This window comes from Filibacter tadaridae (genome assembly GCF_900609045.1).
Classification (GTDB): Bacteria; Bacillota; Bacilli; order Bacillales_A; family Planococcaceae; genus Sporosarcina; species Sporosarcina tadaridae.
The window spans coordinates 400,926-425,178 of the sequence record NZ_UXAV01000042.1 but is presented as its reverse complement, the minus strand read 5'-3'; the positions used below and the strand labels follow the sequence as shown (position 1 = coordinate 425,178).

Annotated in this window: 24 protein-coding genes; all 24 read left to right on the top strand. The window is 42.5% G+C overall.

What is annotated here, in order from left to right:
- Nucleotide 1: 1 nt before the first annotated feature.
- The 24 genes from FILTAD_RS11485 to rpsO all read left to right on the top strand — a co-directional run bounded on the left by FILTAD_RS11485 (nt 2) and on the right by rpsO (nt 24,109).
- Nucleotides 2-496 (top strand): chemotaxis protein CheD, encoded by a 495-nt coding sequence (locus FILTAD_RS11485; protein WP_124070902.1) that lies wholly within the window; start codon nt 2-4, stop codon nt 494-496.
- Nucleotides 497-647: 151 nt separating this feature from the next.
- On the top strand, nt 648-1,430 hold the full coding sequence (locus FILTAD_RS11480; RefSeq protein ID WP_124070901.1) for a FliA/WhiG family RNA polymerase sigma factor: 783 nt from the start codon (nt 648-650) through the stop codon (nt 1,428-1,430).
- Complete coding sequence (locus tag FILTAD_RS11475) at nt 1,427-1,735, top strand: hypothetical protein (protein ID WP_124070900.1); 309 nt, start codon at nt 1,427-1,429, stop codon at nt 1,733-1,735. Before FILTAD_RS11480 ends, FILTAD_RS11475 begins: the two co-directional genes overlap by 4 nt.
- A complete protein-coding gene (locus FILTAD_RS11470; RefSeq protein ID WP_124070899.1) occupies nt 1,732-2,214 on the top strand; it encodes a DUF6115 domain-containing protein in 483 nt (160 codons plus the stop codon). The genes FILTAD_RS11475 and FILTAD_RS11470 overlap by 4 nt, the downstream gene beginning before the upstream one ends.
- Before the next feature lie 143 nt (nt 2,215-2,357).
- Nucleotides 2,358-3,083 (top strand): 30S ribosomal protein S2, encoded by a 726-nt coding sequence (rpsB, locus tag FILTAD_RS11465; protein WP_124070898.1) that lies wholly within the window; start codon nt 2,358-2,360, stop codon nt 3,081-3,083.
- 99 nt (nt 3,084-3,182) lie between these two features.
- Entirely contained in the window at nt 3,183-4,067 is an 885-nt protein-coding gene (tsf, locus tag FILTAD_RS11460) for a translation elongation factor Ts (RefSeq protein ID WP_124070897.1), read from the top strand.
- Between the two features lie 77 nt (nt 4,068-4,144).
- Nucleotides 4,145-4,870, top strand: a complete 726-nt coding sequence (pyrH, locus tag FILTAD_RS11455) for a UMP kinase (RefSeq protein ID WP_124070896.1) — start codon at nt 4,145-4,147, stop codon at nt 4,868-4,870.
- Nucleotides 4,870-5,427, top strand: coding sequence for a ribosome recycling factor (gene frr / locus FILTAD_RS11450; RefSeq protein WP_124070895.1), 558 nt, complete (start codon nt 4,870-4,872; stop codon nt 5,425-5,427). Before pyrH ends, frr begins: the two co-directional genes overlap by 1 nt.
- Nucleotides 5,428-5,558: 131 nt before the next feature.
- Entirely contained in the window at nt 5,559-6,353 is a 795-nt protein-coding gene (uppS, locus tag FILTAD_RS11445; RefSeq protein WP_124070894.1) for an undecaprenyl pyrophosphate synthase, read from the top strand.
- Nucleotides 6,350-7,153: a phosphatidate cytidylyltransferase gene (locus FILTAD_RS11440; RefSeq protein WP_124070893.1), complete on the top strand. Its 804-nt coding sequence runs from the start codon at nt 6,350-6,352 to the stop codon at nt 7,151-7,153. The genes uppS and FILTAD_RS11440 overlap by 4 nt, the downstream gene beginning before the upstream one ends.
- A gap of 108 nt (nt 7,154-7,261) precedes the next feature.
- Nucleotides 7,262-8,419 carry a 1-deoxy-D-xylulose-5-phosphate reductoisomerase gene (locus tag FILTAD_RS11435; protein ID WP_124070892.1) on the top strand — a complete coding sequence of 386 codons (1,158 nt, stop codon included), beginning with the start codon at nt 7,262-7,264 and terminating at the stop codon, nt 8,417-8,419.
- Between the two features lie 34 nt (nt 8,420-8,453).
- Nucleotides 8,454-9,713: an RIP metalloprotease RseP gene (gene rseP, locus FILTAD_RS11430; protein WP_124070891.1), complete on the top strand. Its 1,260-nt coding sequence runs from the start codon at nt 8,454-8,456 to the stop codon at nt 9,711-9,713.
- A 228-nt stretch (nt 9,714-9,941) separates the two neighbouring features.
- Entirely contained in the window at nt 9,942-11,648 is a 1,707-nt protein-coding gene (locus tag FILTAD_RS11425) for a proline--tRNA ligase (RefSeq protein ID WP_124070890.1), read from the top strand.
- Nucleotides 11,649-11,926: 278 nt separating this feature from the next.
- Complete coding sequence (locus tag FILTAD_RS11420; protein ID WP_124070889.1) at nt 11,927-16,237, top strand: PolC-type DNA polymerase III; 4,311 nt, start codon at nt 11,927-11,929, stop codon at nt 16,235-16,237.
- A 132-nt stretch (nt 16,238-16,369) separates the two neighbouring features.
- Nucleotides 16,370-16,846 (top strand): ribosome maturation factor RimP, encoded by a 477-nt coding sequence (gene rimP / locus FILTAD_RS11415; RefSeq protein ID WP_124070888.1) that lies wholly within the window; start codon nt 16,370-16,372, stop codon nt 16,844-16,846.
- A 21-nt stretch (nt 16,847-16,867) separates the two neighbouring features.
- Nucleotides 16,868-18,040 (top strand): transcription termination factor NusA, encoded by a 1,173-nt coding sequence (gene nusA, locus FILTAD_RS11410; protein WP_124070887.1) that lies wholly within the window; start codon nt 16,868-16,870, stop codon nt 18,038-18,040.
- A gap of 19 nt (nt 18,041-18,059) precedes the next feature.
- The gene (gene rnpM / locus FILTAD_RS11405; RefSeq protein ID WP_124070886.1) at nt 18,060-18,338 is read left to right on the top strand and encodes an RNase P modulator RnpM; all 279 of its coding nucleotides are present in this window, start codon (nt 18,060-18,062) and stop codon (nt 18,336-18,338) included.
- On the top strand, nt 18,335-18,712 hold the full coding sequence (locus FILTAD_RS11400; RefSeq protein WP_124070885.1) for a YlxQ family RNA-binding protein: 378 nt from the start codon (nt 18,335-18,337) through the stop codon (nt 18,710-18,712). Before rnpM ends, FILTAD_RS11400 begins: the two co-directional genes overlap by 4 nt.
- Entirely contained in the window at nt 18,660-21,098 is a 2,439-nt protein-coding gene (gene infB / locus FILTAD_RS11395; protein WP_124070884.1) for a translation initiation factor IF-2, read from the top strand. Before FILTAD_RS11400 ends, infB begins: the two co-directional genes overlap by 53 nt.
- Entirely contained in the window at nt 21,095-21,373 is a 279-nt protein-coding gene (locus FILTAD_RS11390) for a DUF503 domain-containing protein (protein ID WP_124070883.1), read from the top strand. The genes infB and FILTAD_RS11390 overlap by 4 nt, the downstream gene beginning before the upstream one ends.
- A 22-nt stretch (nt 21,374-21,395) precedes the next feature.
- Entirely contained in the window at nt 21,396-21,740 is a 345-nt protein-coding gene (rbfA, locus tag FILTAD_RS11385) for a 30S ribosome-binding factor RbfA (protein WP_124070882.1), read from the top strand.
- A 99-nt stretch (nt 21,741-21,839) separates the two neighbouring features.
- Nucleotides 21,840-22,751 carry a tRNA pseudouridine(55) synthase TruB gene (gene truB / locus FILTAD_RS11380; RefSeq protein ID WP_124070881.1) on the top strand — a complete coding sequence of 304 codons (912 nt, stop codon included), beginning with the start codon at nt 21,840-21,842 and terminating at the stop codon, nt 22,749-22,751.
- Between the two features lie 12 nt (nt 22,752-22,763).
- Complete coding sequence (locus FILTAD_RS11375; RefSeq protein ID WP_124070880.1) at nt 22,764-23,705, top strand: bifunctional riboflavin kinase/FAD synthetase; 942 nt, start codon at nt 22,764-22,766, stop codon at nt 23,703-23,705.
- Between the two features lie 134 nt (nt 23,706-23,839).
- On the top strand, nt 23,840-24,109 hold the full coding sequence (gene rpsO, locus FILTAD_RS11370; protein ID WP_124070879.1) for a 30S ribosomal protein S15: 270 nt from the start codon (nt 23,840-23,842) through the stop codon (nt 24,107-24,109).
- Nucleotides 24,110-24,253 lie beyond the last annotated feature (144 nt).

The window sequence follows — 24,253 nt, the reverse complement described above, 5'->3', positions numbered from 1 at the left end:
GATGGATTCGACAAGTCAAATTGTACGGGTAGGAATTGCGGATATGGATATTGTTAAACAACCGGATACGATACGGACGTCGGGTCTCGGTTCTTGTGTTGGCGTCATATTGTATGACGAAACTAAAAAAGTTGCGGGCCTATTACATGTTATGCTACCGGATTCGAGTCTTGGTAAATCGGATAAAGTGGCAGTTGCAAAGTTTGCGGACACAGGTGTTTACGCGCTTATGGAATTACTCAAGGCTGAAGGCGTCAGACCGATGTCATTGAAGGCCAAAATAGCTGGTGGTTCACAAATGTTTCAGTTCGGTTCAAGTGATACAATCCGTATCGGACCGCGGAACGTGGAAGCTGTAAAACAGGAATTGAAACGACTCTCTATTCCGCTTATTGCTGAAGACACAGGTGGTGCAAGTGGTCGAACGATTGAGTTTGACCCATTGACGGCTATTTTGCATGTCAGAACTGTAAACTTAGGCACAAAAGAGATATGAAAAGCCAAAGTACATACGTTGAATTAATATATAGAACTGAAATCCAAAAAATATAAGGCGACTGATCAATTCAGTCGCCTTTATTCGCGCTTATTTGCTATACTTGGACTATATATGAACGAAGGAATCATCATGGAAAGTGAGGGATTCGATGTCAAAATCCGAGATGGTGGAGGATACTGTTTATTGGAATCGATGGATCGAAGACCGGGATCCTGAAGCAGGGGATATGTTAGTCCTACGCTACACACCACTTGTCACCTATCATGTACAACGAATCAGTTCAGGATTGCCACGTAGTGTTTCTCGAGATGATATCATGAGTCTTGGCCTGCAAGGTCTCTTTGATGCATTAACGAAATTCGACCCGGGTCGAGCACTTAAATTTGATACATATGCATCATTCAGGATTCGTGGAACGATTATTGACGGTTTACGGAAAGAAGACTGGCTGCCACGTTCATCACGAGAAAAATCCAAAAAACTTGATGAGGAAATAGCTAGGCTTGAACAAAAGCTTCAACGGCATGCGGCGCCGGAAGAAATCGCTGATCATATTGGGATGGATGTTGAGGAAGTCTATCAAACTGTTCATGAGCATTACTTTTCACATGTTTTATCGATTGATGAAAAGATACATGATGATGACGATGAAAGTCAAAGCTCATTCGTTATTAAAGATGAAGAGACCAGGACGCCTGAACAAAAAACAATGATGGGTGAATTGGTTGGAGAATTGACAACAAAAATCAAAGAACTGAATAAAAATGAACAACTTGTACTCTCGCTCTTTTATACAGAAGAGATGACATTAACGGAAATTGGTGTAATCCTCTGCCTCTCCACGTCCCGAATTTCCCAAATCCATTCAAAAGCTCTATTTAAACTTCGAAAATTATTATTACCTGAAATAATTGATGGAGGGTTATTATGAGCCTGAAATTGATTGAACTTCAAATTGCTAACCCAAAAACAGTCGAGGCAGGAAGAATTTCTGAACACAAACAGCAGCAAATCCAATTAAACCAGGACGCTGCAAATCTATTAACCGAAAAACAAGCATTAAAAAATGGTGAAACCGTTTTAGAAATGGAAAAGTATGCAGAAGCGGATGCAAATGGTAAAGGAAATCAAAACGAACAGAATAAAAAAGCAGACAACCAACATATAGAAGAGGAAAAGAAAACGGTGCATCCATATAAGGGTGCGTTCGTAGACTTTACAGGGGAACCGAAATGATCTGGACCTTATTAATCATACTATTTTTACTGCAAATTATCGGTTTTTACTTTATGGCAATTCTGTATACCAAAATAACCAAGTTTGACGACTTGGAGAAAAAGCAGCGAAAGCTGATGACGGAAATGGACGATTCAATTGGTGCGTACTTAGCGGAAATAAAAGATGAGAATGAAAGATTAATTGAACGTCTTTCTTCTCCGCTGAATGAAGCATCTACAAACGATGACACGCTACCTGACACCGGAATTGTTAAACTGCCGGTCTCGGAGCCGGCAGTAGAAATCCGCATGAACAAACCGACAACCCCAATGAGAAAAGCGCTGAAATCATATAAAACAGCAGCAATTCCGAAAGTACCGGAAGATGATCATTCCAAAGCGATCCAACTACACGATGAGGGACTAACTACTGAAGAAATCGCGAAAAAACTAGACAAAGGTCTTACAGAAGTCGAGTTAATACTTAAGTTTAGATGAAATTTGTTGCAAAAAGAAATGTAGCATGGTATATTAAAAAACGGTATTACTACACACGTGCTTGGACGAAGGAGAAGGTGCCGAAAGGTCGCTCCATCGGATGAAATGCACGGAGGAATCAAACCAAACAGGAGGAATTGTAAATGTCAGTAATCTCAATGAAACAACTGCTTGAAGCAGGTGTACACTTCGGACACCAAACGCGCCGTTGGAACCCGAAAATGAAGAAATTCATCTTCGTAGAACGTAACGGTATCTACATCATCGATCTTCAAAAAACAGTGAAGAAACTTGAAGAAGCTTATGCATTCATGCGCCAAGTTGGTGCTGACGGTGGGAAAGTCCTATTCGTTGGTACAAAAAAACAAGCACAGGATGCTATTAAAGAAGAAGCTGAACGCGCTGGAATGTATTACATCAACCAACGCTGGCTCGGCGGAACACTTACAAACTTCGGCACAATCCAAAAAAGTGTTTCCCGTATGAAACAAATCGAACGTATGGAAGAAGACGGTACATTCGAAGTACTTCCTAAAAAAGAAGTAGGGAAACTAAATAAAGAACACGAACGTCTTGAAAAATTCTTAGGCGGAATTCGTGATATGAAGGCTCTACCAGACGTTATGTTCGTTGTTGACCCACGCAAAGAACGTATCGCTGTAGCAGAAGCAATCAAATTGCATATTCCACTAGTTGGAATTGTTGATACAAACTGTGATCCGGATGAAATTGATTTTATCATTCCAGCGAATGACGATGCAATCCGCGCAGTACGTCTTTTGACAAGTAAAATGGCTGATGCTTTGATGGAATCTCGACAAGGCGAAGACGAAGAGATGACTGAAGAAGAAACAGTAGCTGCAGAGTAATTACAGTAAATCAAGAGACGATAAGCGGCCCACACCCTTATCGTCTTTTTTAGAGAAAAAGACCTTTAACATGTAACACATATAGAGGAGGAATTTTAAATGACAATTACAGCACAAATGGTAAAAGAATTACGTGAAAAAACTGGTGCAGGAATGATGGACTGCAAAAAAGCATTAACAGAAGTAAATGGAGACATGGAAGCTGCAATTGACTTCCTACGCGAAAAAGGACTTTCAAGTGCTGCAAAAAAAGCTGACCGTATCGCAGCTGAAGGAACAACTTTCATCCATATCGAAGGAAACGAAGCAATCCTACTTGAAGTGAATGCTGAAACAGATTTCGTTGCAAAAAACGAAGGTTTCCAAACACTAGTAAGAGAACTAGCTGATTTCCTTCTTACGAATAAACCCGCATCAGTCGAAGAAGCACTGGCAATGAAAATGGAAAACGGCTTGACTGTTGCTGATCATATTTCAAATGCAATCGCAAAAATCGGTGAAAAATTGACGCTTCGTCGTTTTGAAATCCGTACAAAAACAGATGAAGATGCATTCGGTCCATATCTTCATATGGGCGGACGTATTGGCGTTCTTGCAATTGTTGAAGGAACAACAGATGCTGACGCAGCGAGAGATGTTGCTATGCACGTTGCAGCTTTGAATCCGAAATACGTTTCACGTGATCAAGTTTCTACTGAAGAAGTTGAACATGAACGCAAAATCCTTACAGAACAAGCGCTTAACGAAGGTAAACCTGAAAACATCGTAGCAAAAATGGTTGAAGGTCGTATCGGTAAGTTCTTCGAAGAGGTATGTGTTCTTGATCAGGCATTCGTTAAAAACTCCGATCAAAAAGTAGGCGACTTCGTGAAATCAACTGGTGGTACATTAAAAGAATTTACACGTTATGCAGTTGGTGAAGGAATCGAAAAACGTGAAGAAAACTTTGCGGACGAAGTAATGAACCAAGTTAAAGGTAATTGATATCCATAATGAATGAGTAGGGAACACATGCGTGTGTTCCCTCTTTTTAGAGAAAACTATTTAGATGGAGGGTACAAATGAGCAACCCAAAATACAAACGAATCGTCTTGAAGTTAAGCGGTGAAGCATTGGCCGGTGAAAAAGGATTCGGACTATCACCTGAGATTATTAAGAACGTAGCTGAACAAGTAAAAGAAGTCGTCCAATTAGATGTCGAAGTAGCCGTTGTCGTTGGCGGAGGCAATATTTGGCGTGGTAAAGTCGGTAGTGAAATGGGAATGGACCGAGCGACAGCAGATTATATGGGTATGCTTGCAACAGTCATGAATTCTCTTGCACTGCAGGATTCACTTGAAAAACTTGGAATTGAAACACGTGTGTCATCCTCAATTGAAATGAGACAAGTTGCAGAACCTTACATACGTCGCAAAGCTATACGTCATCTTGAGAAGAAAAGGGTCGTTATTTTCGCAGCGGGAACGGGGAATCCCTACTTCTCCACTGATACAACAGCAGCGCTTCGTGCAGCAGAAATAGAAGCAGACGTCATCTTGATGGCAAAAAATAACGTGGACGGCGTCTATTCATCAGATCCGATGAAAGATAAGGATGCTATCAAATACACGGAGCTTTCCTTTATTGATGTCATTAGCCAGGGACTTGAAGTTATGGATTCAACAGCTTCAACGCTTTGTATGGACAATGATATCCCTCTCGTAGTATTCTCGATTATGGAAAATGGTAATATTAAAAGGGCCGTACTCGGTGAGCCAATCGGGACGGTTGTCAGGAGGAATTTATAATGCCGAAAACAGTATTGGACCAAGCGAAAGACAAAATGGAAAAAACAATCAATGCCTATACAAGAGAGCTTGCGTCTATCCGCGCGGGACGTGCGAATGCTTCTTTACTAGACAGAATTTCCGTTGAGTACTACGGTGCACCGACTCCACTTAGTCAGATGGCAGGAATATCAGTTCCTGAGGCACGTCTTATCGTTATACAGCCTTACGATAAAACGACACTATCAGACATTGAAAAGGCAATCATGAAATCCGATATCGGAATAACGCCATCGAATGATGGAAATGTCATTCGTCTTGCAATTCCTATCTTGACGGAAGATCGACGTAGAGACCTCGTTAAACAAGTGAAAAAAGAAGCTGAAGAAGCAAAAATTGGGATTCGTAATGTTCGTCGTGATGCGAATGATGATTTTAAGAAGCTCGAAAAAACGGGAGATATCACCGAAGATGATTTACGTAGATATGTCGATGAAATCCAAAAGCTAACTGATTCAAGAATTGTAAACGTCGATGAAATTGCAAAAGATAAAGAAAATGAAATTATGGAAATCTGATAGAAGAACTTTCTATATTCCGGGGCGTCCTTATCTCAGGACGTCCTTTTTTTTTATAATGAAATCTGACGGATTTTTTGGTACGATAGATATATACTTGCTCTGAAAAGTAGCCGAGTGGAGGAAATCGAATGCTTGAAAAACTCATGCGAAAGAAAAATACGGTAGCAGATTCTGTTGTGTCAGACCGATTAGAAAGTTTGAAAAGTAGGAATATCCCTGCGCATGTGGCAATTATCATGGACGGTAATGGTAGATGGGCAAAACAGCGCAATTTGCCGAGAATTGCAGGCCACCATGAAGGGATGAAAACTGTCCGTAAAATAACACGTATCGCAAGTAATCTCGGTGTAAAGGTACTGACGTTATACGCCTTCTCTACAGAAAACTGGAAACGGCCGAAACTGGAAATTGACTTTCTTATGAAACTCCCAGGCGAGTTCCTAAGTACTTATCTTCCCGAACTGATCGAACAAAACGTGAAAGTTGAAATGATTGGAAACTTCGATATGTTGCCAGATCATACAAAACGTGCAATTCGTAAAGCGATGGATGAAACTGAAAGTAATACTGGTATGACATTAAATTTTGCTATGAATTATGGAAGTAGATTAGAATTGGTTGAAACGACTAAGAAAATTGCAGCACTTGTAGCGGATGGATCGTTAAAGATTGAGGAAATTGATGAATCACTTTTCGCAACCCATTTGATGACTGCTCATTTACCGGAGCCGGATCTTTTGATACGGACGAGCGGAGAAGTGAGATTATCCAACTTCATGCTTTGGCAACTCGCATATGCCGAGTTCTCATTCTTAGATGTATTATGGCCGGACTTCGATGAAAAATGCTTGTTAGATGCGATTGAAGAATTTCAATTACGCAAAAGAAGATTCGGGAGTGTGGAAGGAGAAGGGGACGCGTGAAGCAGAGAATCATAACGGCTGTCGTTGCTGCCGCTTTATTTATACCACTCGTTATTGTTGGAGGGATTCCCTTCATTGTTGCCATTTATGCAATTGCAACGGTTGGTCTTTATGAACTCTTACGGATGAGGGATATGGACTTTTTCTCAGTCGAAGGAATTATTACATGGTTAGCACTTGTTGTGTTACTAATGCCTGTAAAATTGGGACACTTTGTTTTCGAAACTATTGGTTATACGAAAATGGAAATGGTATTTATCATTGTACTCATTTTATTAATCTATACAGTAATCGTTAAAAACAGGTTCACCTTTGACCATGCAGCATTTTCTATTCTTGGTGTGATGTACGTAGGAATCGGTTTTTATTATTTAATTGAGACAAGAATGCATGGTACCTATGGGATTGAATATGTTGTATATGCACTACTAGTTGTCTGGACAACGGATTCCGGTGCCTATTTTACGGGTAGAAAAATTGGGAAACGCAAACTTTGGCCTGAAATTTCACCGAATAAGACAATCGAGGGATTTGCAGGTGGCATCCTATCAGCCATCGTTTTTGCCAGCGTATTTCAATACTTTATCCCCATTGCTTCGTCTTTTCCGATTCTTATCTTCGTAACAGTCATAGCGTCAATCGTCGGCCAACTTGGCGACCTTGTCGAATCGGCACTAAAAAGGAATTACGATGTCAAGGATTCAGGTAAACTTCTACCGGGTCATGGTGGAATTCTGGATCGGTTTGATAGTCTTATTTTCGTGTTGCCACTTCTTCATTTTCTGCATTTTATTTCATAATAAAGAGGGGATTCGTTTAAAAAGCTAAAGTTAAATGGAGCACACGGCCAAACAATGTCGAATCCGTTTTCCAATCACTTTTTTTCCTATCCCCGAAAGGAAGTCCATATGAGAAAGAAAATAAGTTTACTTGGAGCAACTGGTTCCATCGGTAGACAAACAATCGATATTATTCATTCAAACCCGGAAAAGTTTGAGCTCGAATCTTTTTCCGCTGGTATGAATATCAATAAGGTGAGGGAAATTGCTTCTGTTCATCAGCCACGTGTTGTGTCAGTGATGAGACGAGAAGATGCGCAGTCGCTTAAAACAGAATTTCCTTCTATTCAATTTGTTCATGGTGATGAAGGTCTTCTTGAAGTTGCAGCTCACACGAATTCGGATGTACTCGTAAATGCGGTAATTGGCAGTGTTGGTCTGACACCTACAATGGAAGCGATTCGTGTTGGGAAAACGATTGCAATCGCCAACAAAGAGACACTTGTTGCAGCGGGAGATATTGTTATGGCGGAAGCGAGAAAGCATAACGTACCCATTTTACCGGTTGACAGCGAACACTCTGCACTCTTCCAGGCACTGAATGGTGAGAATGTAAAACGTGTTAACAGGCTGATTTTGACCGCTTCAGGGGGAAGTTTCAGAGAGCTGACCCGTGAAGACCTCACACGTGTAACAGTAGAACAAGCCCTTGCCCATCCAAACTGGTCAATGGGTAACAAATTGACAATCGATTCAGCGACGATGATGAATAAAGGACTTGAAGTGATTGAAGCGCATCACCTCTTCGATATGCCTTATGACAAGATTGATGTTTTGCTTCATAAAGAGAGCATCATCCACTCAATGGTTGAATTCGAAGATACAAGTGTCATGGCTCAACTTGGATCACCTGACATGCGTGTACCGATTCAATATGCATTGACGTATCCAGATCGAATTCAGATGCAAAATGCAAAACCACTACGATTAGAAGAAATCGGTCAGTTGCATTTCGAGAAAATGGATTTTGTGCGTTTCAAAGCACTAGCACTAGCATATTCTGCTGGAAAAGAAGGCGGTACGATGCCTACTGCGATGAATGCGGCTAACGAAATAGCTGTTGGACTCTTTTTAAAAGGGACTATTCCTTTCATTCGCATAGAAGAGATGATTGAGCGAATTATGGATGCCCATCAAACGATTGCCCATCCTGATCTTCAAACGATATTGGAAACGGATTCACTGACTCGGAAAATGGTGTATGCTATGGTAGAATTAATTATTTAGAAAAGGCCGAAGTGGCCAGTGAAGGCGGTTTTTCATGGAGAACGTACTAGCGTTTGTCATTATTTTCGGTTCTCTCGTTTTTTTTCATGAACTAGGACATTTCTTGTTGGCGAAAAGAGCCGGGATTATGGTTCGTGAATTTGCAATTGGTTTCGGACCGAAAATTATCGGAATTACTAAGGGAGAAACAATTTATACAATTCGTCTACTGCCACTTGGTGGTTATGTGCGAATGGCGGGAGAAGATTTTGATACAGTCGAAATTCAACCCGGTCATCGTGTAGGTCTTGTCATCGGGAAAACAGGTAAAGTGGAAAAAATTTATTTGAACCGTAATGTTTCTAATCCGGATGTGCTGTTTTTGGAGACGGAAGAGGCGGATTTGGAAAAAGAGTTATTTATCGAAGGGTACGATGACGAGGGGCAACATGTTAGATATGATGTATCCCGGAAAACAGTTGTCGTAGAAAAGGGGCAAGAAACATTAATTGCTCCGTATGACAGACAGTTTGAATCCAAACCGCTTGGCAGCAGGGCAATGACTATTTTTGCAGGCCCTTTCTTTAACTTCATCCTTGCATTTTTCATTTTCCTTGCAATTGGTCTCCTTCAGGGGGTACCCACAAACGAACCAATCATTTCATCAGTGGATAGTGGAACGCCCGCTCAAGTAGCGGGTATGAAAAAAGGGGATTATATTAAAGAAGTAAATGGAAAGCCTGTAACGACGTGGACGGAGTTTTCTGAAGTTATTCAGGATAGCCCTGGCATTCCTCTTCAGTTTAAAGTGGACCGTAACGGTGAATCCGTATCCATGGTCATTAAACCAGCAACAATTAAACAAGACGGAAGAGAATTTGGTCAAATCGGTGTCCGTTATTCAAGTCCAGTTGAAAAAGGTCCGTTGAAGGCCGTTGTATATGGTGCCGAACAAACTATATTCTGGTTCAAGAAAATATTCGAATTGCTCGGCATGCTTGTCACAGGTAAATTCACGATAGATGCACTTTCAGGGCCAGTCGGTATTTATAAAGCAACCGAAGAAGTTGCACAATATGGCATCTATAATCTCATGAACTGGGCTGCGATTTTAAGTATTAACCTTGGTATCATGAATTTATTGCCATTGCCTGCACTTGATGGTGGACGGTTATTATTCTTCCTATTCGAAGGCGTCCGTGGAAAACCAATTGATAAGCAAAAAGAAGGTATGGTCCATTTTGTAGGTATCATGCTTCTGATGGTCTTAATGCTCGTAGTCACCTGGAATGACATCCAACGATTTTTCTTTTAACTTCATTCAGCCGGGGTTAAACACCCGGCTGAATGAAGTTAAAGCCTCCGGCGGATAAAGGAAAAGCGGAAGTGCCTGTCCAGGTGCGACAGGCATAAGACGGCCAGGAATGCAGCGTACTGTGCTGCAAGCCTGGATGGCTTATGACCCGAGCACCTAGGCACTGAAGCTAGCCAACGAAAAGCGGAAGTGCTAGATTAACAAACTCTACTTGAGGTGGGAACACATATGAAACAAACCAAGACATTTATACCAACAATGCGTGAAGTTCCATCTGATGCGGATATAAAATCCCATCAGTTACTTTTACGCGCTGGCTATATCCGACAAAATACAAGCGGCATTTATTCTTTCCTGCCCCTAGGGAAAAAAGTACTCCAAAAAATTGAAACAGTTATCCGTGAAGAAATGGAAGCGATTGACGCAGTCGAAGTTTTCATGCCTGCACTTCAACAAGCTGAGCTATGGCAAGAAACGGGTAGATGGTATTCATATGGCCCGGAATTATTCCGGATGAAGGATCGTCATAACAGAGAATTCGCACTTGGTGCAACTCACGAAGAAGTCATCACTTCACTTGTACGTGATGAAGTGAAATCATATAAGAAGCTTCCTTTAACAATGTTCCAGATTCAAACAAAGTTCAGAGATGAACAGCGTCCACGTTTTGGTCTACTGCGAGGACGCGAATTCATTATGAAAGATGCGTATTCATTCCACGCTTCAGAAGAAAGTCTGGATGTGACCTATCAAGACATGATGCAAGCGTACACGAACATCTTCACACGTCTTGGACTTAATTTCCGTGCAGTCATTGCCGATGGAGGTTCAATCGGTGGTACAGGCACGCATGAATTCATGGCGTTATCCGACATTGGTGAAGACACAATCGCTTATAGTGACAACTCATCATATGCAGCTAATCTTGAAATGGCTGAAGTAAATATGGACTATGATAAATCGGATGAACGTTTGAAGGAAATGGAAAAGGTATCCACGCCAGAAGTGCGGGCGATTTCTGACCTAGTTACATTCCTCGGGGTTGAGGCAAACCGTTGTATTAAAACACTTGTCTTTAAAGCGGATGATGCATTTGTTGTAGTCCTCGGTCGTGGGGACCATGACATTAACGATATCAAGTTGAAAAATGTTCTTGGTGCAGAAGTAGTCGAACTTGCAGATGAAGTCGAAGTGAAAAAACTACTTTCATGTGAGGTCGGTTCACTAGGTCCTATTAAACTGCCCCTCGAATTGAAAGTTATTGCTGATAAAGCCATTGCTTCAATTGTGAACGGTGTATGCGGGGCAAATGAGGAAGGATTCCATTTGATGAATGTCAATCCTGAACGCGATTTCGCAGTCGATCGCTATGAAGATTTGCGATTCACGCTAGAAGGAGATACATCACCTGATGGCAATGGAACAATCAAATTTGCAAAAGGGATTGAAGTAGGTCATATATTTAAATTGGGCACTACATACAGCGCTAAAATGGATGCAACATACCTCGATGAAAACGGAAGAGCAAAACCTTTCATCATGGGCTGTTACGGAATTGGCGTTTCTCGGATTTTGGCTGCGGTTGCAGAACAATTCAATGACGAGTCTGGCTTGAAATGGCCGAAAAAACTCGCTCCATACCAAGTACATCTAGTTGCAGTTAACGTAAAAGACGAAATTCAGAAAGAATTGGCAGACGAATTACACAAGCTCTTGAAATCTTATCGTTATGAGGTACTTTATGATGATCGTCCTGAACGTGCAGGTGTTAAATTCGCCGATTCAGACCTCATCGGTTTGCCTATGCGAATAACGGTTGGAAAGAAAGCGACTGAAGGTATCGTCGAAGTGAAATTTAGACAAACTGGTGAAACAGTTGATTGGCAAAGAGAAGAAATTACTGAAAAGTTACAAGCGTTTTTCGGAGCGGAATAAAGCGAAACTTCAATCAGTGGTGGGCCTTCCTCCACTGATTGTTCAAGGAACTTAGGCTAAGAACGACACGTCCTGTGGCAATGCCTAAGTAACCAACATCCTGTTGGCCCGAGCCATTCGGGCTTTTACGGGCAGTTGATCCCCCAACTATTTCTGATTTTCTTCAAGATTTGTAGTGGGGGTCTTACTGCCCGTTAATGCGGGATAAAGAGAATGTAGGGAAGACCGTAACTCGGTACTTCCCTTCTTTTTCGCCGCTTTTAGGAAAGGAGAATTTTATGGACGCTACAAATAAACTCCATCTGTTATTGCAACAAATCGGCATGACAGATGATCAATTCGTCATCCATTTTGAACAAGCTGAACTGGATCGAGTAAATATTCATCGCAAATCTCGAATTTGGCAATTTAACTTAACGGTAAAAGAACCGCTACCGGTAGCTGTATATACTGTTTTTTCCCAGCGTTTACATGAAGCTTTTAAAGCAATTGCAACCGTACGATTACAAATTACAAGCACAGCGGAAGAAGTGGATGGTCAGTTGATGATTGATTACTGGTCTTTTGTTATGCAAGAGATGAGTGAGATGTCACCGCCGATCAGACAGCGGCTCATGGGCCAAACCCCTGTCATGACAGGCGGTAGAATGACATTATTATGTACGAATGACATAGAACTGCAAACGATGAAAGCCAAATATGGTGAACTGATTGCAGACGTTTATACGACTTTCGGTTTTGCTAGGCCTTCTGTTGAATTTAAAAAGACAGAAGAAGATAACAGTGCAGAAGAAGATAGAGTCGCATTTCTTACGCAACGAAAAGCGGAAGAAGATCAATTAGGCAAAAAAGCACTTGAGGATATGAAACAACGAGAGACAAACAAGAAAGAAAACGGCAACATTTCTGGCCCTTTCCGACTTGGTACTCCCATCAAGCAGGATGAATCAATTTTGGAAATTCATCATATTCAGGACGAGGAACGTCGCGTGACAATAGAAGGTTATGTATTTGATACAGATATAAGAGAACTTCGAAGTGGCCGGTCATTACTTACAATCAAAGTAACGGACTACACAGATTCAATCCTTGTGAAAATGTTCTCACGTGATAATGAAGATGCTGAAATGATGAAGACATTGAAAAAGGGCGCTTGGATTCGTGCACGCGGAGGGATTCAGAACGATACTTTCGTTCGAGACCTTATTATGATGGCGCAAGATATTATGGAAATCACGCCTATAATCCGGAAGGACACTGCACCTGAAGATCGGAAGCGAGTCGAATTGCACGCACATACGGCAATGAGCCAGATGGACGGCGTCGTCTCTGCAGCGTCTTTAGTAGAACAAGCGGCGAAATGGGGACACCCTGCCTTCGCGATTACAGATCACGCTAACGTCCAGTCATTTCCGGAAGCTTTTGCCGCTGGAAAAAAGCACGGTATTAAAGTACTTTTCGGGTTGGAGGCAAATCTAGTCGATGACGGTGTACCGATTGTATACGATGAAGACCACCGGAAACTGGATGAGTCTACATATGTTGTCTTTGACGTAGAAACAACAGGTCTTTCAGCCGTCTATGACACAATCATCGAATTAGCCGCAGTAAGGTTAAAAGACGGTGAGATAGTCGAAAGGTTTGAACGATTCGCCAATCCCCATCATCCACTTTCATCAACAACCACCCAGTTAACCGGAATAACAGATGATATGGTGAAAGATGCACCGGACGTTTCACAAGTAGTGGAAGACTTCCGCGAATTTATCGGGGATTCCATCCTAATCGCCCACAATGCCAAGTTCGATATGGGCTTCCTTTATGAGTCGAGTAAAAAAGCGGGTCTACCAGCCGTTGCTTATCCAACAATTGATACACTTGAGTTGGCACGTTTTCTGTATCCCGAAATGGGAAATCACAGACTTAATACGTTAACGAAGAAATTCGGTATTGAATTGACTCAACATCACCGGGCTATTTACGATACTGAGGCAACAGCCTATTTATTTTTACGGCTGATGAAAGAAGCGGAAGGTAAAGAGATCATTTACTTGGATGACTTCAATCGTCATATTGGTGAAGGGGATGCTTACAAGCGGTCGCGTCCTCTGCATTGCACGTTGCTTGTAACGAGTGATGAAGGGTTGAAAAACTTATTCAAGCTTGTTTCCTATTCGCATATGAACTACTTTTACCGAGTTCCACGTATTCCTCGTTCGCTGCTTGTTAAACACCGTAAAGGGATTCTCGTCGGTTCAGGTTGTGATAAGGGGGAAGTATTCAACGGATTGATGCAAAAATCGATGGAAGAAGTCGAAGAAATCGCGAAGTTTTACGATTACCTTGAATTACACCCAAAACCAGTCTATTCACATCTTGTTGAGCTTGAATTGATTCGGGATGAATGGAATATGGAAGACATCATGCGAAAAATGATTAAGCTCGGGAAAAAAATGAATTTGCCTGTTTGTGCAACTGGAAATGTTCATTATATCGATGAGACGGATTCGAAATTCCGTGAAGTACTTGTTCGTTCACAAGGAGGAGCCAATCCAATGAACAGGCATTCACTACCTGATGTCCATTTCAGGACGACGGACGAAATGCTTAAAGAGTTTTCATTCCTAGGTGAACAGGTTGCAGAAGAAATCGTAATCGATAATCCTCGGGCCATTATGGACCGTATTGACGACGTGAAAGTGATTAAAGATGATCTTTATACACCAACAATCGAGGGCGCCGATATGGAAGTGCGTGAATTGACATACTCTATGGCCCATGCCATTTACGGGAACGAACTACCAGAACTGATAGAGGCCCGAATCGAAAAAGAATTGAAGTCGATTATCGGCCATGGCTTTGCAGTTATATACCTCATTTCACATAAACTTGTGAAAAGGTCCCTCGATGACGGCTATTTAGTGGGTTCGCGGGGGTCGGTAGGGTCGTCGTTAGTCGCGACAATGATGGAAATCACCGAAGTGAATCCGTTGCCACCGCATTATATTTGCCCATCTTGTAAGACGGCTGAATTCTTCACAGACGGCTCAGTCGGTTCAGGCTACGATTTACCCGACAAGGAATGTCCTTCTTGCGGCACAAACTTCAAAAAGGATGGCCAGGATATACCATTCGAAACTTTTCTTGGTTTTAAAGGCGATAAAGTGCCAGATATCGATTTGAATTTCAGTGGTGAATACCAGGCGCATGCACATAATTATACGAAAGACCTGTTCGGGGAGGACTTTGTCTATCGAGCTGGTACAATCGGTACAGTGGCGGAAAAGACCGCTTACGGTTATGTACGCGGGTATATGAATGATAATGGATTGAACCTTCGTGGTGCGGAAATTGATCGGCTCGTACAGGGCTGTTCAGGTGTTAAACGCAATACCGGGCAGCATCCAGGCGGAATTATTGTAGTTCCCGACAATATGGATATTTTTGATTTTACACCGGTTCAATTTCCCGCAGACGATCTGAATTCCAGTTGGAAAACTACTCATTTTGACTTCCATTCCATTGATAACAATTTATTGAAACTTGATATTCTTGGGCATGATGATCCAACGATGATTAAAATGTTGCAAGACCTTTCGGGAATTGATCCTATAACGATTCCGCCCGACGATGAGGGTGTTATGCAACTCTTCAGCGGAACGAGCTCACTTGGCGTGACGGAAGAACAAATCGGCTGTAAAACAGGGACGCTTGGTGTCCCTGAATTCGGAACACGTTTTGTTCGACAGATGCTAGAAGAAACAAAACCATCTACGTTTTCAGAGCTGATTCAGATTTCTGGATTGTCCCATGGAACAGATGTATGGCTAGGGAATGCCCAGGAATTGATTCAGAATAAAACCTGTGAACTGTCTGACGTAATTGGTTGTCGTGACGATATAATGGTGTATCTAATCTACCAAGGTCTAGACCCTTCAATAGCGTTCAAAATTATGGAATCCGTCCGAAAAGGGAAAGGGCTCACGTCCGAATTCGAAACAGAAATGAAAACACAAGGTGTGCCGAATTGGTACATCGAATCATGTAAAAAGATAAAATATATGTTCCCGAAAGCGCACGCGGCAGCGTACGTTCTGATGGCGCTTCGGATTGCGTATTTCAAAGTACATCATCCAATTTTGTATTATGCAACGTATTTTTCCGTGCGGGCAACGGATTACGATCTAGTCTCAATGACAAATGGATCAGCTTCCATCCGTGCACAAATAAAAGAAATCAATGCAAAAGGATTGGATGCACTGCCAAAAGAGAAAAGCTTGCTGACAGTGTTAGAAATTGCACTTGAAATGTGTGAACGCGGGTTTTCATTTGCGAAACCGGATCTTTACAAATCGGATGCTTCCGTATTTCTTATCGAAGGCAATACGCTAATTCCGCCGTTTAACGCCATCCCGTCTCTTGGGACAAACGTTGCAAAGTCAGTGGTTGAAGCAAGAAAAGATGGTGAGTTCCTTTCAAAAGAGGATTTCCAGCAACGAGGACGTGTTTCAAAGACCGTTGTCGAGTACATGGATACACTAGGATGCCTGGAAGGAATGCCTGACGCAAACCAGTTGTCCCTCTTTTAGTTGATTATTTGCAACTACTTTTTGGTTATGGTATGCTAGGAACAACTTTTGTAATAGTCTTGCGCAAAAAGAGTGGGTTCTCCCGCTCTTTTCTGTTGTTCTGTACTTTACTGAGATTTCGGGAGGGTTAAGATGAGTAAAATTACGGATGAAGTCGAAAACCTCGTCAGTCCGATTGTAAATGACTTGGAACTGGAGCTTGTTGATATCGAATTTGTAAAAGAAGGAAAAGACTGGTTTTTAAGAGTTTATATTGATAACTCTGAAGGGCTGATTGATATTGATCAATGTGCTCAAGTGAGTGAACGATTAAGTGAAGAACTTGACCGCACCGACCCAATTTCACAAAACTATTTTTTAGAAGTGTCGTCACCTGGTGCTGAGCGTCCGCTGAAAAAAGAAGAAGACTTTCAGAAAGCCATCGGGCAATTTGTATTTATTAAAACGTATGAACCTATTGATGGCATGAAGGAATTCGAAGGCTACTTACTCGCATCCAATGCAGACACCGCAGAAGTTGAAATACGTATTAAGACGAGAAAAGTAGTTGTATTGATTGACAAGGAAAAAATTGCGTTGGCCCGTTTGGCAATCGATTTTTCCGCATAATTGAATATAGGAGTGATTTAAATGAGTAGTGAGCTACTCGATGCACTAGTTGCACTTGAAAAGCAAAAAGGCATTTCAAGAGACGTAATAGTGGACGCGATTGAAGCAGCACTTGTAACAGCTTATAAACGGAACTTTAACCAGGCGCAAAATGTGCGAGTCGACCTGAATTTGGACAAAGGGACGATGAAAGTCTATTCCCGAAAAGACGTCGTGGAAGAAACAGAAGATACACGGCTACAAATTTCGCTTGAAGATGCACAGAAAATCAACCCTGCATACGAGTTGGAAGATATAGTCGAGGAAGAAGTGACGCCTCGGGACTTCGGCCGTATTGCAGCACAAACTGCAAAACAGGTCGTAACACAGCGTGTACGTGAAGCTGAACGTGGTTTGATTTACGAAGAATATGTGGACCGGGAAGATGATATTGTTAACGGCATTATCGAACGGCTCGATGCGCGGAATTTATACGTCGGTCTTGGAAAAGTGGAAGCGGTCTTGCCAATTGGTGAACAGATACCAACAGAATCGTTTAAACCCCACGATCGCATAAAAGTGTATATTACAAAAGTCGAAAAAACGTCTCGTGGACCACAAGTTTTTGTTTCAAGAACACATCCCGGACTACTTCGTAGATTGTTTGAACTAGAAGTGCCGGAAATATTTGATGGAACTGTTGAAATTAAGTCAATTGCAAGAGAAGCGGGAGATCGCTCGAAAATTTCGGTTCATTCCAATAACGAGGAAGTTGATCCAGTCGGTTCATGTGTAGGTGGAAGAGGAGCACGTGTCCAATCTATCTCAAACGAGTTGAGTGGTGAAAAAATCGATATTGTTGAATGGGATGAAGACCCAGTCATTTTCGTTGCGAATGCGCTCAGCCCTTCAAAAGTGCTTGATGTACAAGTGAAGGAAGAGGAAAGATCCACGACAGTTGTCGTACCGGATTACCAGTTATCTCTTGCAATTGGGAAACGTGGACAAAATGCAAGACTTGCAGCGAAATTAACAGGTTGGAAAATTGACATTAAGAGTGAAACAGATGCCCGTGAATTGGGTATTTATCCGCCTGAACATCAAGATCAGGAAGCTATTGAAAACAGCAGTGAAGATCCTTATTTCGATGAAGAGCTATCTACAGAAAAAGAAATTATTGAACCGATTGACTTGTACATGGACGCAGAAGACTGATTAGGAAGGATGAACGCACATGGCTAACACGAAAAAAATACCTTTACGTAAATGCGCGGCAACCGGCGGGATGTTCCCGAAAAAAGAAATGATCCGGATTGTTCGTCCGAAAGAAGGGGACGTCTCAGTCGATCTCACAGGCAAGAAATCAGGCCGGGGGACATATGTGTCGAAATCCGAAGAAGCAGTCGAAACCGCTCGTCGTAACAGGTCGATCGAAGGTCAGCTTGGAACGGCCATACCTGATCAGGTATATGACGATCTTCTTCATGCAATCCGCCGGGAGGCTTTGAAATGACAGATTCAAAACGTATTTTTCAAATGCTTGGTATGGCTGCGCGTGCAAGATTGCTTATAACGGGTGAAGAGTTGGTCGTTCGGGAAATTCGTTCTGGTAACGCGCATCTAGTGATCATATCCGAGGATGCGTCTAAAAATACGATGAAAAAACTGACTGATAAAAGTAATTCTTACAACGTTGAGAAGCATGTCTTTGGGAGTCGAGAAGATCTTGGGCATGCAATCGGAAAAGAGTCGCGGGTTGTACTCGCGGTAACGGATGCCGGTTTTGCCGGTAAATTGTCCGGGCTACTCAACGAATACAATCGGGGGTGGGCTAATGACGAAAATACGGGTACACGAATACGCCAAACAAGTGAATCGGACAAGTAGAGAAGTCATTGAAGAGCTTGGGAAAATAAATGTTACTGTGACAAATCATATGTCGACATTAGACAAAGAAGCAGTTTCAAGCTTAGATAAGAAATTCACAAAAAACAAAACTGTGCAACAGGCACCGAAAGCGGACGTGAAAACTATGGATAAAAAAGAAGCATCGAAAACCGCACGTCCGGCAGGTAATACTGCTGGCCAGAAATCGAACCAGTCAAGACCAAATTCGAAAAATACAACAACAACAACGGGCGGCTCAAGCCGTCCCGCAAATAGTGGTCAAAACCGCCCTGCAAACGGCGGCCAAAACCGTCCCGCAAATAGTGGTCAAAACCGCCCTGCAAACGGCAGCCAAAACCGTCCCGCAAATAGTGGTCAAAACCGACCTGCAAACAGCAGCCAAAGCCGTCCCGCAACAACAGGCGGTCAAAGCCGTCCTGCAACGGGCAGCCAAAACCGTCCCGTAACAGGCGGTCAAAACCGACCTGCAAGTGGCGGTCGTCCTGCTTCCGGCGGTCCGAATCGCTCAGGCGGTCGTGGTGGACGTCCACCGGCACGGGGCATAAACCAAGGTAGAAGAAGATACCGTCCAGCTCCACAACCGAAAGTGGAACAACCACTTCCGGAGAAAATCACTTTTTACGAATCACTTTCTGTTGGCGAACTTGCACAGAAACTAGGACGCGAACCGTCTGAGATTATTAAAAAGCTATTCATGCTTGGTGTCATGGCGACAATCAATCAGGAATTGGACAAAGATGCAATTGAGCTGATTTGTACAGATTACGGAGTTGAAGTAGAAGAAGAAATCCGTATTGATGTGACTGATCTTGAAATTTACTTTGAAGAACCAGAAGAAGCGGTAGCGGAAGAAGGACAAACAGAACGCCCGCCTGTAGTTACAATCATGGGTCACGTCGATCATGGTAAAACGACTCTTCTAGACTCCATTCGAAATACAAAAGTTACACAAGGCGAAGCGGGTGGTATCACTCAGCATATCGGTGCCTATCAAATAAATGACAATGGTAAAAAAATTACGTTCTTGGATACACCAGGTCACGCAGCTTTCACAACGATGCGTGCACGTGGCGCAAAAGTGACGGATATTACTATACTTGTTGTTGCAGCTGACGATGGCGTCATGCCACAAACTGTCGAAGCCATTAATCACGCTAAAGCAGCAGAAGTTCCAATTATCGTTGCAGTGAACAAAATGGATAAACCATCCGCTAATCCGGATCGAGTTATGCAGGAATTGACAGAGCATGGTCTCGTATCTGAAGCATGGGGTGGCGACACTATTTTCGTGCCGATTTCCGCTCTTACAGGAGATGGAATTGAGCAGCTAATAGAAATGGTACTACTTGTTGCTGAAGTTGGAGAATTGAAAGCAAATCCGGACATTCGTGCACGAGGAACGGTAATTGAAGCGAAATTGGACCGTGGTCGTGGCTCAGTTGCAACGCTACTCGTTCAAGACGGAACGCTTCATATTGGGGATCCGATAGTTGTCGGAAACACGTATGGTAAAGTTCGTGCAATGGTAAGCGATATTGGACGCCGCGTTAAAGAAGCGGGCCCTTCTACACCTGTTGAAATCACTGGTTTAAGTGATGTGCCACAAGCTGGTGATCGCTTCGTAGTCTTCGAAGATGAGAAAACTGCACGTCAAATTGGTGAATCGAGAGCGGGAGAAGCACTTCAGGAACACCGTGTTGAAAAAACACGTGTGACACTTGATAACTTATTTGATCAGATGAAACAAGGCGAAATGAAAGAATTGAACCTAATCGTCAAAGCAGACGTACAAGGAACGGTTGAAGCAATGGCAGCCTCACTGATGAAAATCGAAGTAGAGGGCGTCAACGTGAAAATCATCCATACAGGTGCCGGTGCGATTAATGAGTCGGATATCTCACTTGCAGCTGCATCAAATGCAATTGTTATTGGATTTAACGTTCGTCCTGACGTCAATGCAAAACGTGCTGCAGATCAAGAAGGCGTTGATATTAGATTACATCGCGTCATCTATAAAGTAATCGAAGAAATCGAATTCGCGATGAAGGGAATGCTTGATCCTGAGTTCGAGGAAAAAGTCATTGGCCAAGTTGAAGTACGAGAAACGTTTAAAGTGTCTAAAGTTGGTACGATTGCGGGAAGCTATGTAACAGACGGTAAAATTACCCGTGATTCCAGCGTACGTATCCTGCGCGACAATATCGTTGTCTTCGAAGGTGAACTGGATACGTTGAAACGCTTCAAAGACGATGCAAAAGAAGTTGCAAAAGGCTATGAATGTGGTATCACGATTAAAAACTTTGACGATATTAAAGAAGGCGACATCATTGAAGCTTACGTGATGGAAGAAATTAAACGCGTATGATCGTCTATGCGGAATGCTCGTTCTTCATTCCGGAAGCGGCTTCTTTAAAACAGAAGCGGTCTGTTCTAAAACGGATGACGGACAGGGTGAAGAATTCCTATAATGTCTCTATTGCAGAAATTGACCATCAGAATCTATGGCAACGGACGACTATTGCGCTCGTTGCTACCGCTTCATCGAAAGATGCGGCTGAGCGTGAAGTGCGGCGAGCAATTCGCCTTCTAGAGTCAAATCCGGAATGGGAAATGGCCAACCTAATGCTCGACTATTATTGAAACAGAATCGGGGTGACCATCCATGACAATGCGTGCTAACCGTGTTGCAGAACAGATGAAGAAGGAACTGGGCGATATCATCAGAAACAAGGTGAAAGATCCGAGAATAGGGTTTGTCACTGTGACTGATGTTGAAGTGACCGGTGACCTTCAACAGGCAACAATTTACATCTCTGTTCTTGGTAAAGACTCGGAAAAGGAAGATTCACTAAAGGGCTTGATGAAAGCAAAAGGTTTTATCCGAACTGAAATTGGTCAACGGATTAAACTCCGGAAGACACCGGAAATCGAATTTACCTTTGATGAATCGGTTGCATACGGTACTCGTATCGAATCGCTCCTTAAACAAGTAAAAGACGAAGAGTAAAATGCATGAAAAACGGAGGAAGTCGGTGTCCAGAAGGACTTTCCGGCTTCCTCCCTTTACATAGATCGGTTTTCTATCGCCTTGAAAAGGGGTTATTACATGAATGGCATACTTCCGTTATGGAAAGAAAAAGGGATGACCTCACACGACTGTGTATTCAAATTGAGGAAGATTCTTGGAACAAAAAAAGTGGGACATACTGGTACACTTGACCCGAATGTTGAAGGTGTGTTGCCCATCTGTATCGGACAAGCAACGAAAGTGGCGGAATATGTAACAGATTCTGGAAAAGAATATGTTGCAGTTGTTTCGATTGGAAAATCGACTGAAACAGAAGATGCTGATGGTGAAGTGGTTGCTTCAGATTTAAGTGAAAAGAAGTTTTCCCGCGCTCAACTTGAACAAGTATTGCAGCAACTTACGGGGGATATTAAGCAAATACCCCCTATGTATTCGGCTGTTAAAGTAAATGGACGTAAACTGTATGAGTATGCGAGAAAAGGAATTGAAGTCGAACGTCCGAGTCGAACAGTCAGTATCCATGAACTTGAATTGTTAGATTCAGCAGAGCTGTATGAAGGGGAAGAAATTACGTTTCGCATCCGAATTGCATGTGGTAAAGGTACGTATATCCGGACACTCGCTGTACAAATCGGGGAGTTGCTCGGGTATCCAGCCCATATGGCGGCACTCATTCGAACAGCTTCAGGAACATACAAGCAGCCCGACTGTCGAACACTTGACGAAGTAAGGGAACTACAAGAAGAGGGACGAATCTCGACAATTATGCGTCCAATGGAAGATGCGCTGACTAATTTCATATCAGTAGAAATTGAAGATGATATGTATGATAAAGTGCTGAACGGACAAGTATTACCGGAACATCCACTACTAGAAGACGGACAACCGATTGTTTTCGTAAAAGAAGATAAAGCGATTGCCATATACAGGAGGCACCCTACCAAGCCTGGTCTTATGAAGCCTGAAAAGATGTTTCCACGCAACAGATAAGGAGGCGAATCAATGAACATATACAAATTGCACTATCCAGGAAATGTGACAATAGATAGTAACGACGATTATTCACTTGCGGTCGGTTTCTTTGATGGGTTACATAAAGGACATCAAAGTGTTATTTATGAAGCGAAACGAAAAGCAAAAGAACTTGGACTAAAGTCAGCTGTCATGACGTTTGACCCTCATCCATCCCATCTCTTTGGTGGCGGTGAACATAAAGTGGGCTATATCACACAACAACCTGAAAAGGTCAGATTGTTACGCGCTATGGGAATCGATGCACTTTTCGTTGTTACATTCGATTGGTCGTTGGCATCACTTTCACCACAACAATTCATCGATATTTTTATTAAAGGACTAAATGTCAAACATGTAACCGCTGGATTCGATTTCTCATTCGGATCAAAAGGCGCGGGAACAATGGTGGAAATGGCTGCACTGTCTGAAGATATGTACGGAACGACAATTGTTGAGAAAGTGACTGATGGCGGCGAAAAAGTATCCAGCACACGTATCCGTCAACTCCTCTCAGAAGGCAATGTAGAAGAAACGGCAACTCTTTTAGGCAGGTCGTTCCGCACAGTGGGGAATGTTGTCCACGGCGAAAAACGAGGCAGACTACTCGGTTTTCCGACAGCGAACGTTGAACCTGACAAAGACACGGTTTTACCAGCCAATGGTGTCTACGCTGTCCGTTTCTCATTTGACGGCAAGACGTTGGATGGTGTATCAAGTGTTGGTGTCAAACCGACATTCCATAATCCGGGGGACATACAAGCTGTGGTGGAAGTTCATGTGCTGGACTTTGACGGAGATTTGTATGATAAAGAAGTGGCGGTAGATTGGATTGCCTATCTTCGTCCGGAGCTTGCATTCAAATCAGCGGAAGCATTAATTGAAGAGATGGAAAACGATAAAAAACGTGCAAAAGAGGTACTGAATGCATAAGGTTGATTGTTGCATTCCGATAAAGTGCATGGTATTATAAAGATGTGCCAAAGTGCACGAACCGTTTCGTGGCAAAGCGAATCACCAACGTTTGCTAGGAAATTGGGGATACTTTGAAAGTGGAGGTGAATAGGATGGCTATATCACAAGAACGTAAAAACGAATTGATCAATGAATTCAAAATTCATGATACTGACACTGGATCAGCTGACGTACAAGTCGCTATCCTTACTGAAGAGATCAATACACTGACTGAGCATTTCCGTCTTCATAAGAAAGATCATCACTCACGTCGTGGTCTTTACAAAATGATCGGAACACGTAAAAGACTTTTGAGATACTTACGTGAAAACGAAGTTCAGCGTTACCGTGATCTTATTACTAAACTCGGCCTACGCCGTTAATAGGATGACTATGAAAAGCGGGCCTTGCCCGCTTTTTTTCTTTGTACACAAGAAAAACCTAGAAAGTGGGCGCTTTTTGTCCTTCTTTTTCGAATAAACGCCGAATTAGTACACATGGTAGTGTCTTTTTTGATACACTACTAG

Bases quoted from the DNA above. Each gene is read 5' to 3' on its own strand.
- FILTAD_RS11485 (WP_124070902.1), top strand. From the start codon at position 2: ATGGATTCGACAAGTCAAATTGTACGGGTAGGAATTGCGGATATGGAT.
- FILTAD_RS11480 (WP_124070901.1), top strand. From the start codon at position 648: ATGTCAAAATCCGAGATGGTGGAGGATACTGTTTATTGGAATCGATGG.
- FILTAD_RS11475 (WP_124070900.1), top strand. From the start codon at position 1,427: ATGAGCCTGAAATTGATTGAACTTCAAATTGCTAACCCAAAAACAGTC.
- FILTAD_RS11470 (WP_124070899.1), top strand. From the start codon at position 1,732: ATGATCTGGACCTTATTAATCATACTATTTTTACTGCAAATTATCGGT.
- rpsB (WP_124070898.1), top strand. From the start codon at position 2,358: ATGTCAGTAATCTCAATGAAACAACTGCTTGAAGCAGGTGTACACTTC.
- tsf (WP_124070897.1), top strand. From the start codon at position 3,183: ATGACAATTACAGCACAAATGGTAAAAGAATTACGTGAAAAAACTGGT.
- pyrH (WP_124070896.1), top strand. From the start codon at position 4,145: ATGAGCAACCCAAAATACAAACGAATCGTCTTGAAGTTAAGCGGTGAA.
- frr (WP_124070895.1), top strand. From the start codon at position 4,870: ATGCCGAAAACAGTATTGGACCAAGCGAAAGACAAAATGGAAAAAACA.
- uppS (WP_124070894.1), top strand. From the start codon at position 5,559: ATGCTTGAAAAACTCATGCGAAAGAAAAATACGGTAGCAGATTCTGTT.
- FILTAD_RS11435 (WP_124070892.1), top strand. From the start codon at position 7,262: ATGAGAAAGAAAATAAGTTTACTTGGAGCAACTGGTTCCATCGGTAGA.
- rseP (WP_124070891.1), top strand. From the start codon at position 8,454: ATGGAGAACGTACTAGCGTTTGTCATTATTTTCGGTTCTCTCGTTTTT.
- FILTAD_RS11425 (WP_124070890.1), top strand. From the start codon at position 9,942: ATGAAACAAACCAAGACATTTATACCAACAATGCGTGAAGTTCCATCT.
- FILTAD_RS11420 (WP_124070889.1), top strand. From the start codon at position 11,927: ATGGACGCTACAAATAAACTCCATCTGTTATTGCAACAAATCGGCATG.
- rimP (WP_124070888.1), top strand. From the start codon at position 16,370: ATGAGTAAAATTACGGATGAAGTCGAAAACCTCGTCAGTCCGATTGTA.
- nusA (WP_124070887.1), top strand. From the start codon at position 16,868: ATGAGTAGTGAGCTACTCGATGCACTAGTTGCACTTGAAAAGCAAAAA.
- rnpM (WP_124070886.1), top strand. From the start codon at position 18,060: ATGGCTAACACGAAAAAAATACCTTTACGTAAATGCGCGGCAACCGGC.
- FILTAD_RS11400 (WP_124070885.1), top strand. From the start codon at position 18,335: ATGACAGATTCAAAACGTATTTTTCAAATGCTTGGTATGGCTGCGCGT.
- infB (WP_124070884.1), top strand. From the start codon at position 18,660: ATGACGAAAATACGGGTACACGAATACGCCAAACAAGTGAATCGGACA.
- FILTAD_RS11390 (WP_124070883.1), top strand. From the start codon at position 21,095: ATGATCGTCTATGCGGAATGCTCGTTCTTCATTCCGGAAGCGGCTTCT.
- rbfA (WP_124070882.1), top strand. From the start codon at position 21,396: ATGACAATGCGTGCTAACCGTGTTGCAGAACAGATGAAGAAGGAACTG.
- truB (WP_124070881.1), top strand. From the start codon at position 21,840: ATGAATGGCATACTTCCGTTATGGAAAGAAAAAGGGATGACCTCACAC.
- FILTAD_RS11375 (WP_124070880.1), top strand. From the start codon at position 22,764: ATGAACATATACAAATTGCACTATCCAGGAAATGTGACAATAGATAGT.
- rpsO (WP_124070879.1), top strand. From the start codon at position 23,840: ATGGCTATATCACAAGAACGTAAAAACGAATTGATCAATGAATTCAAA.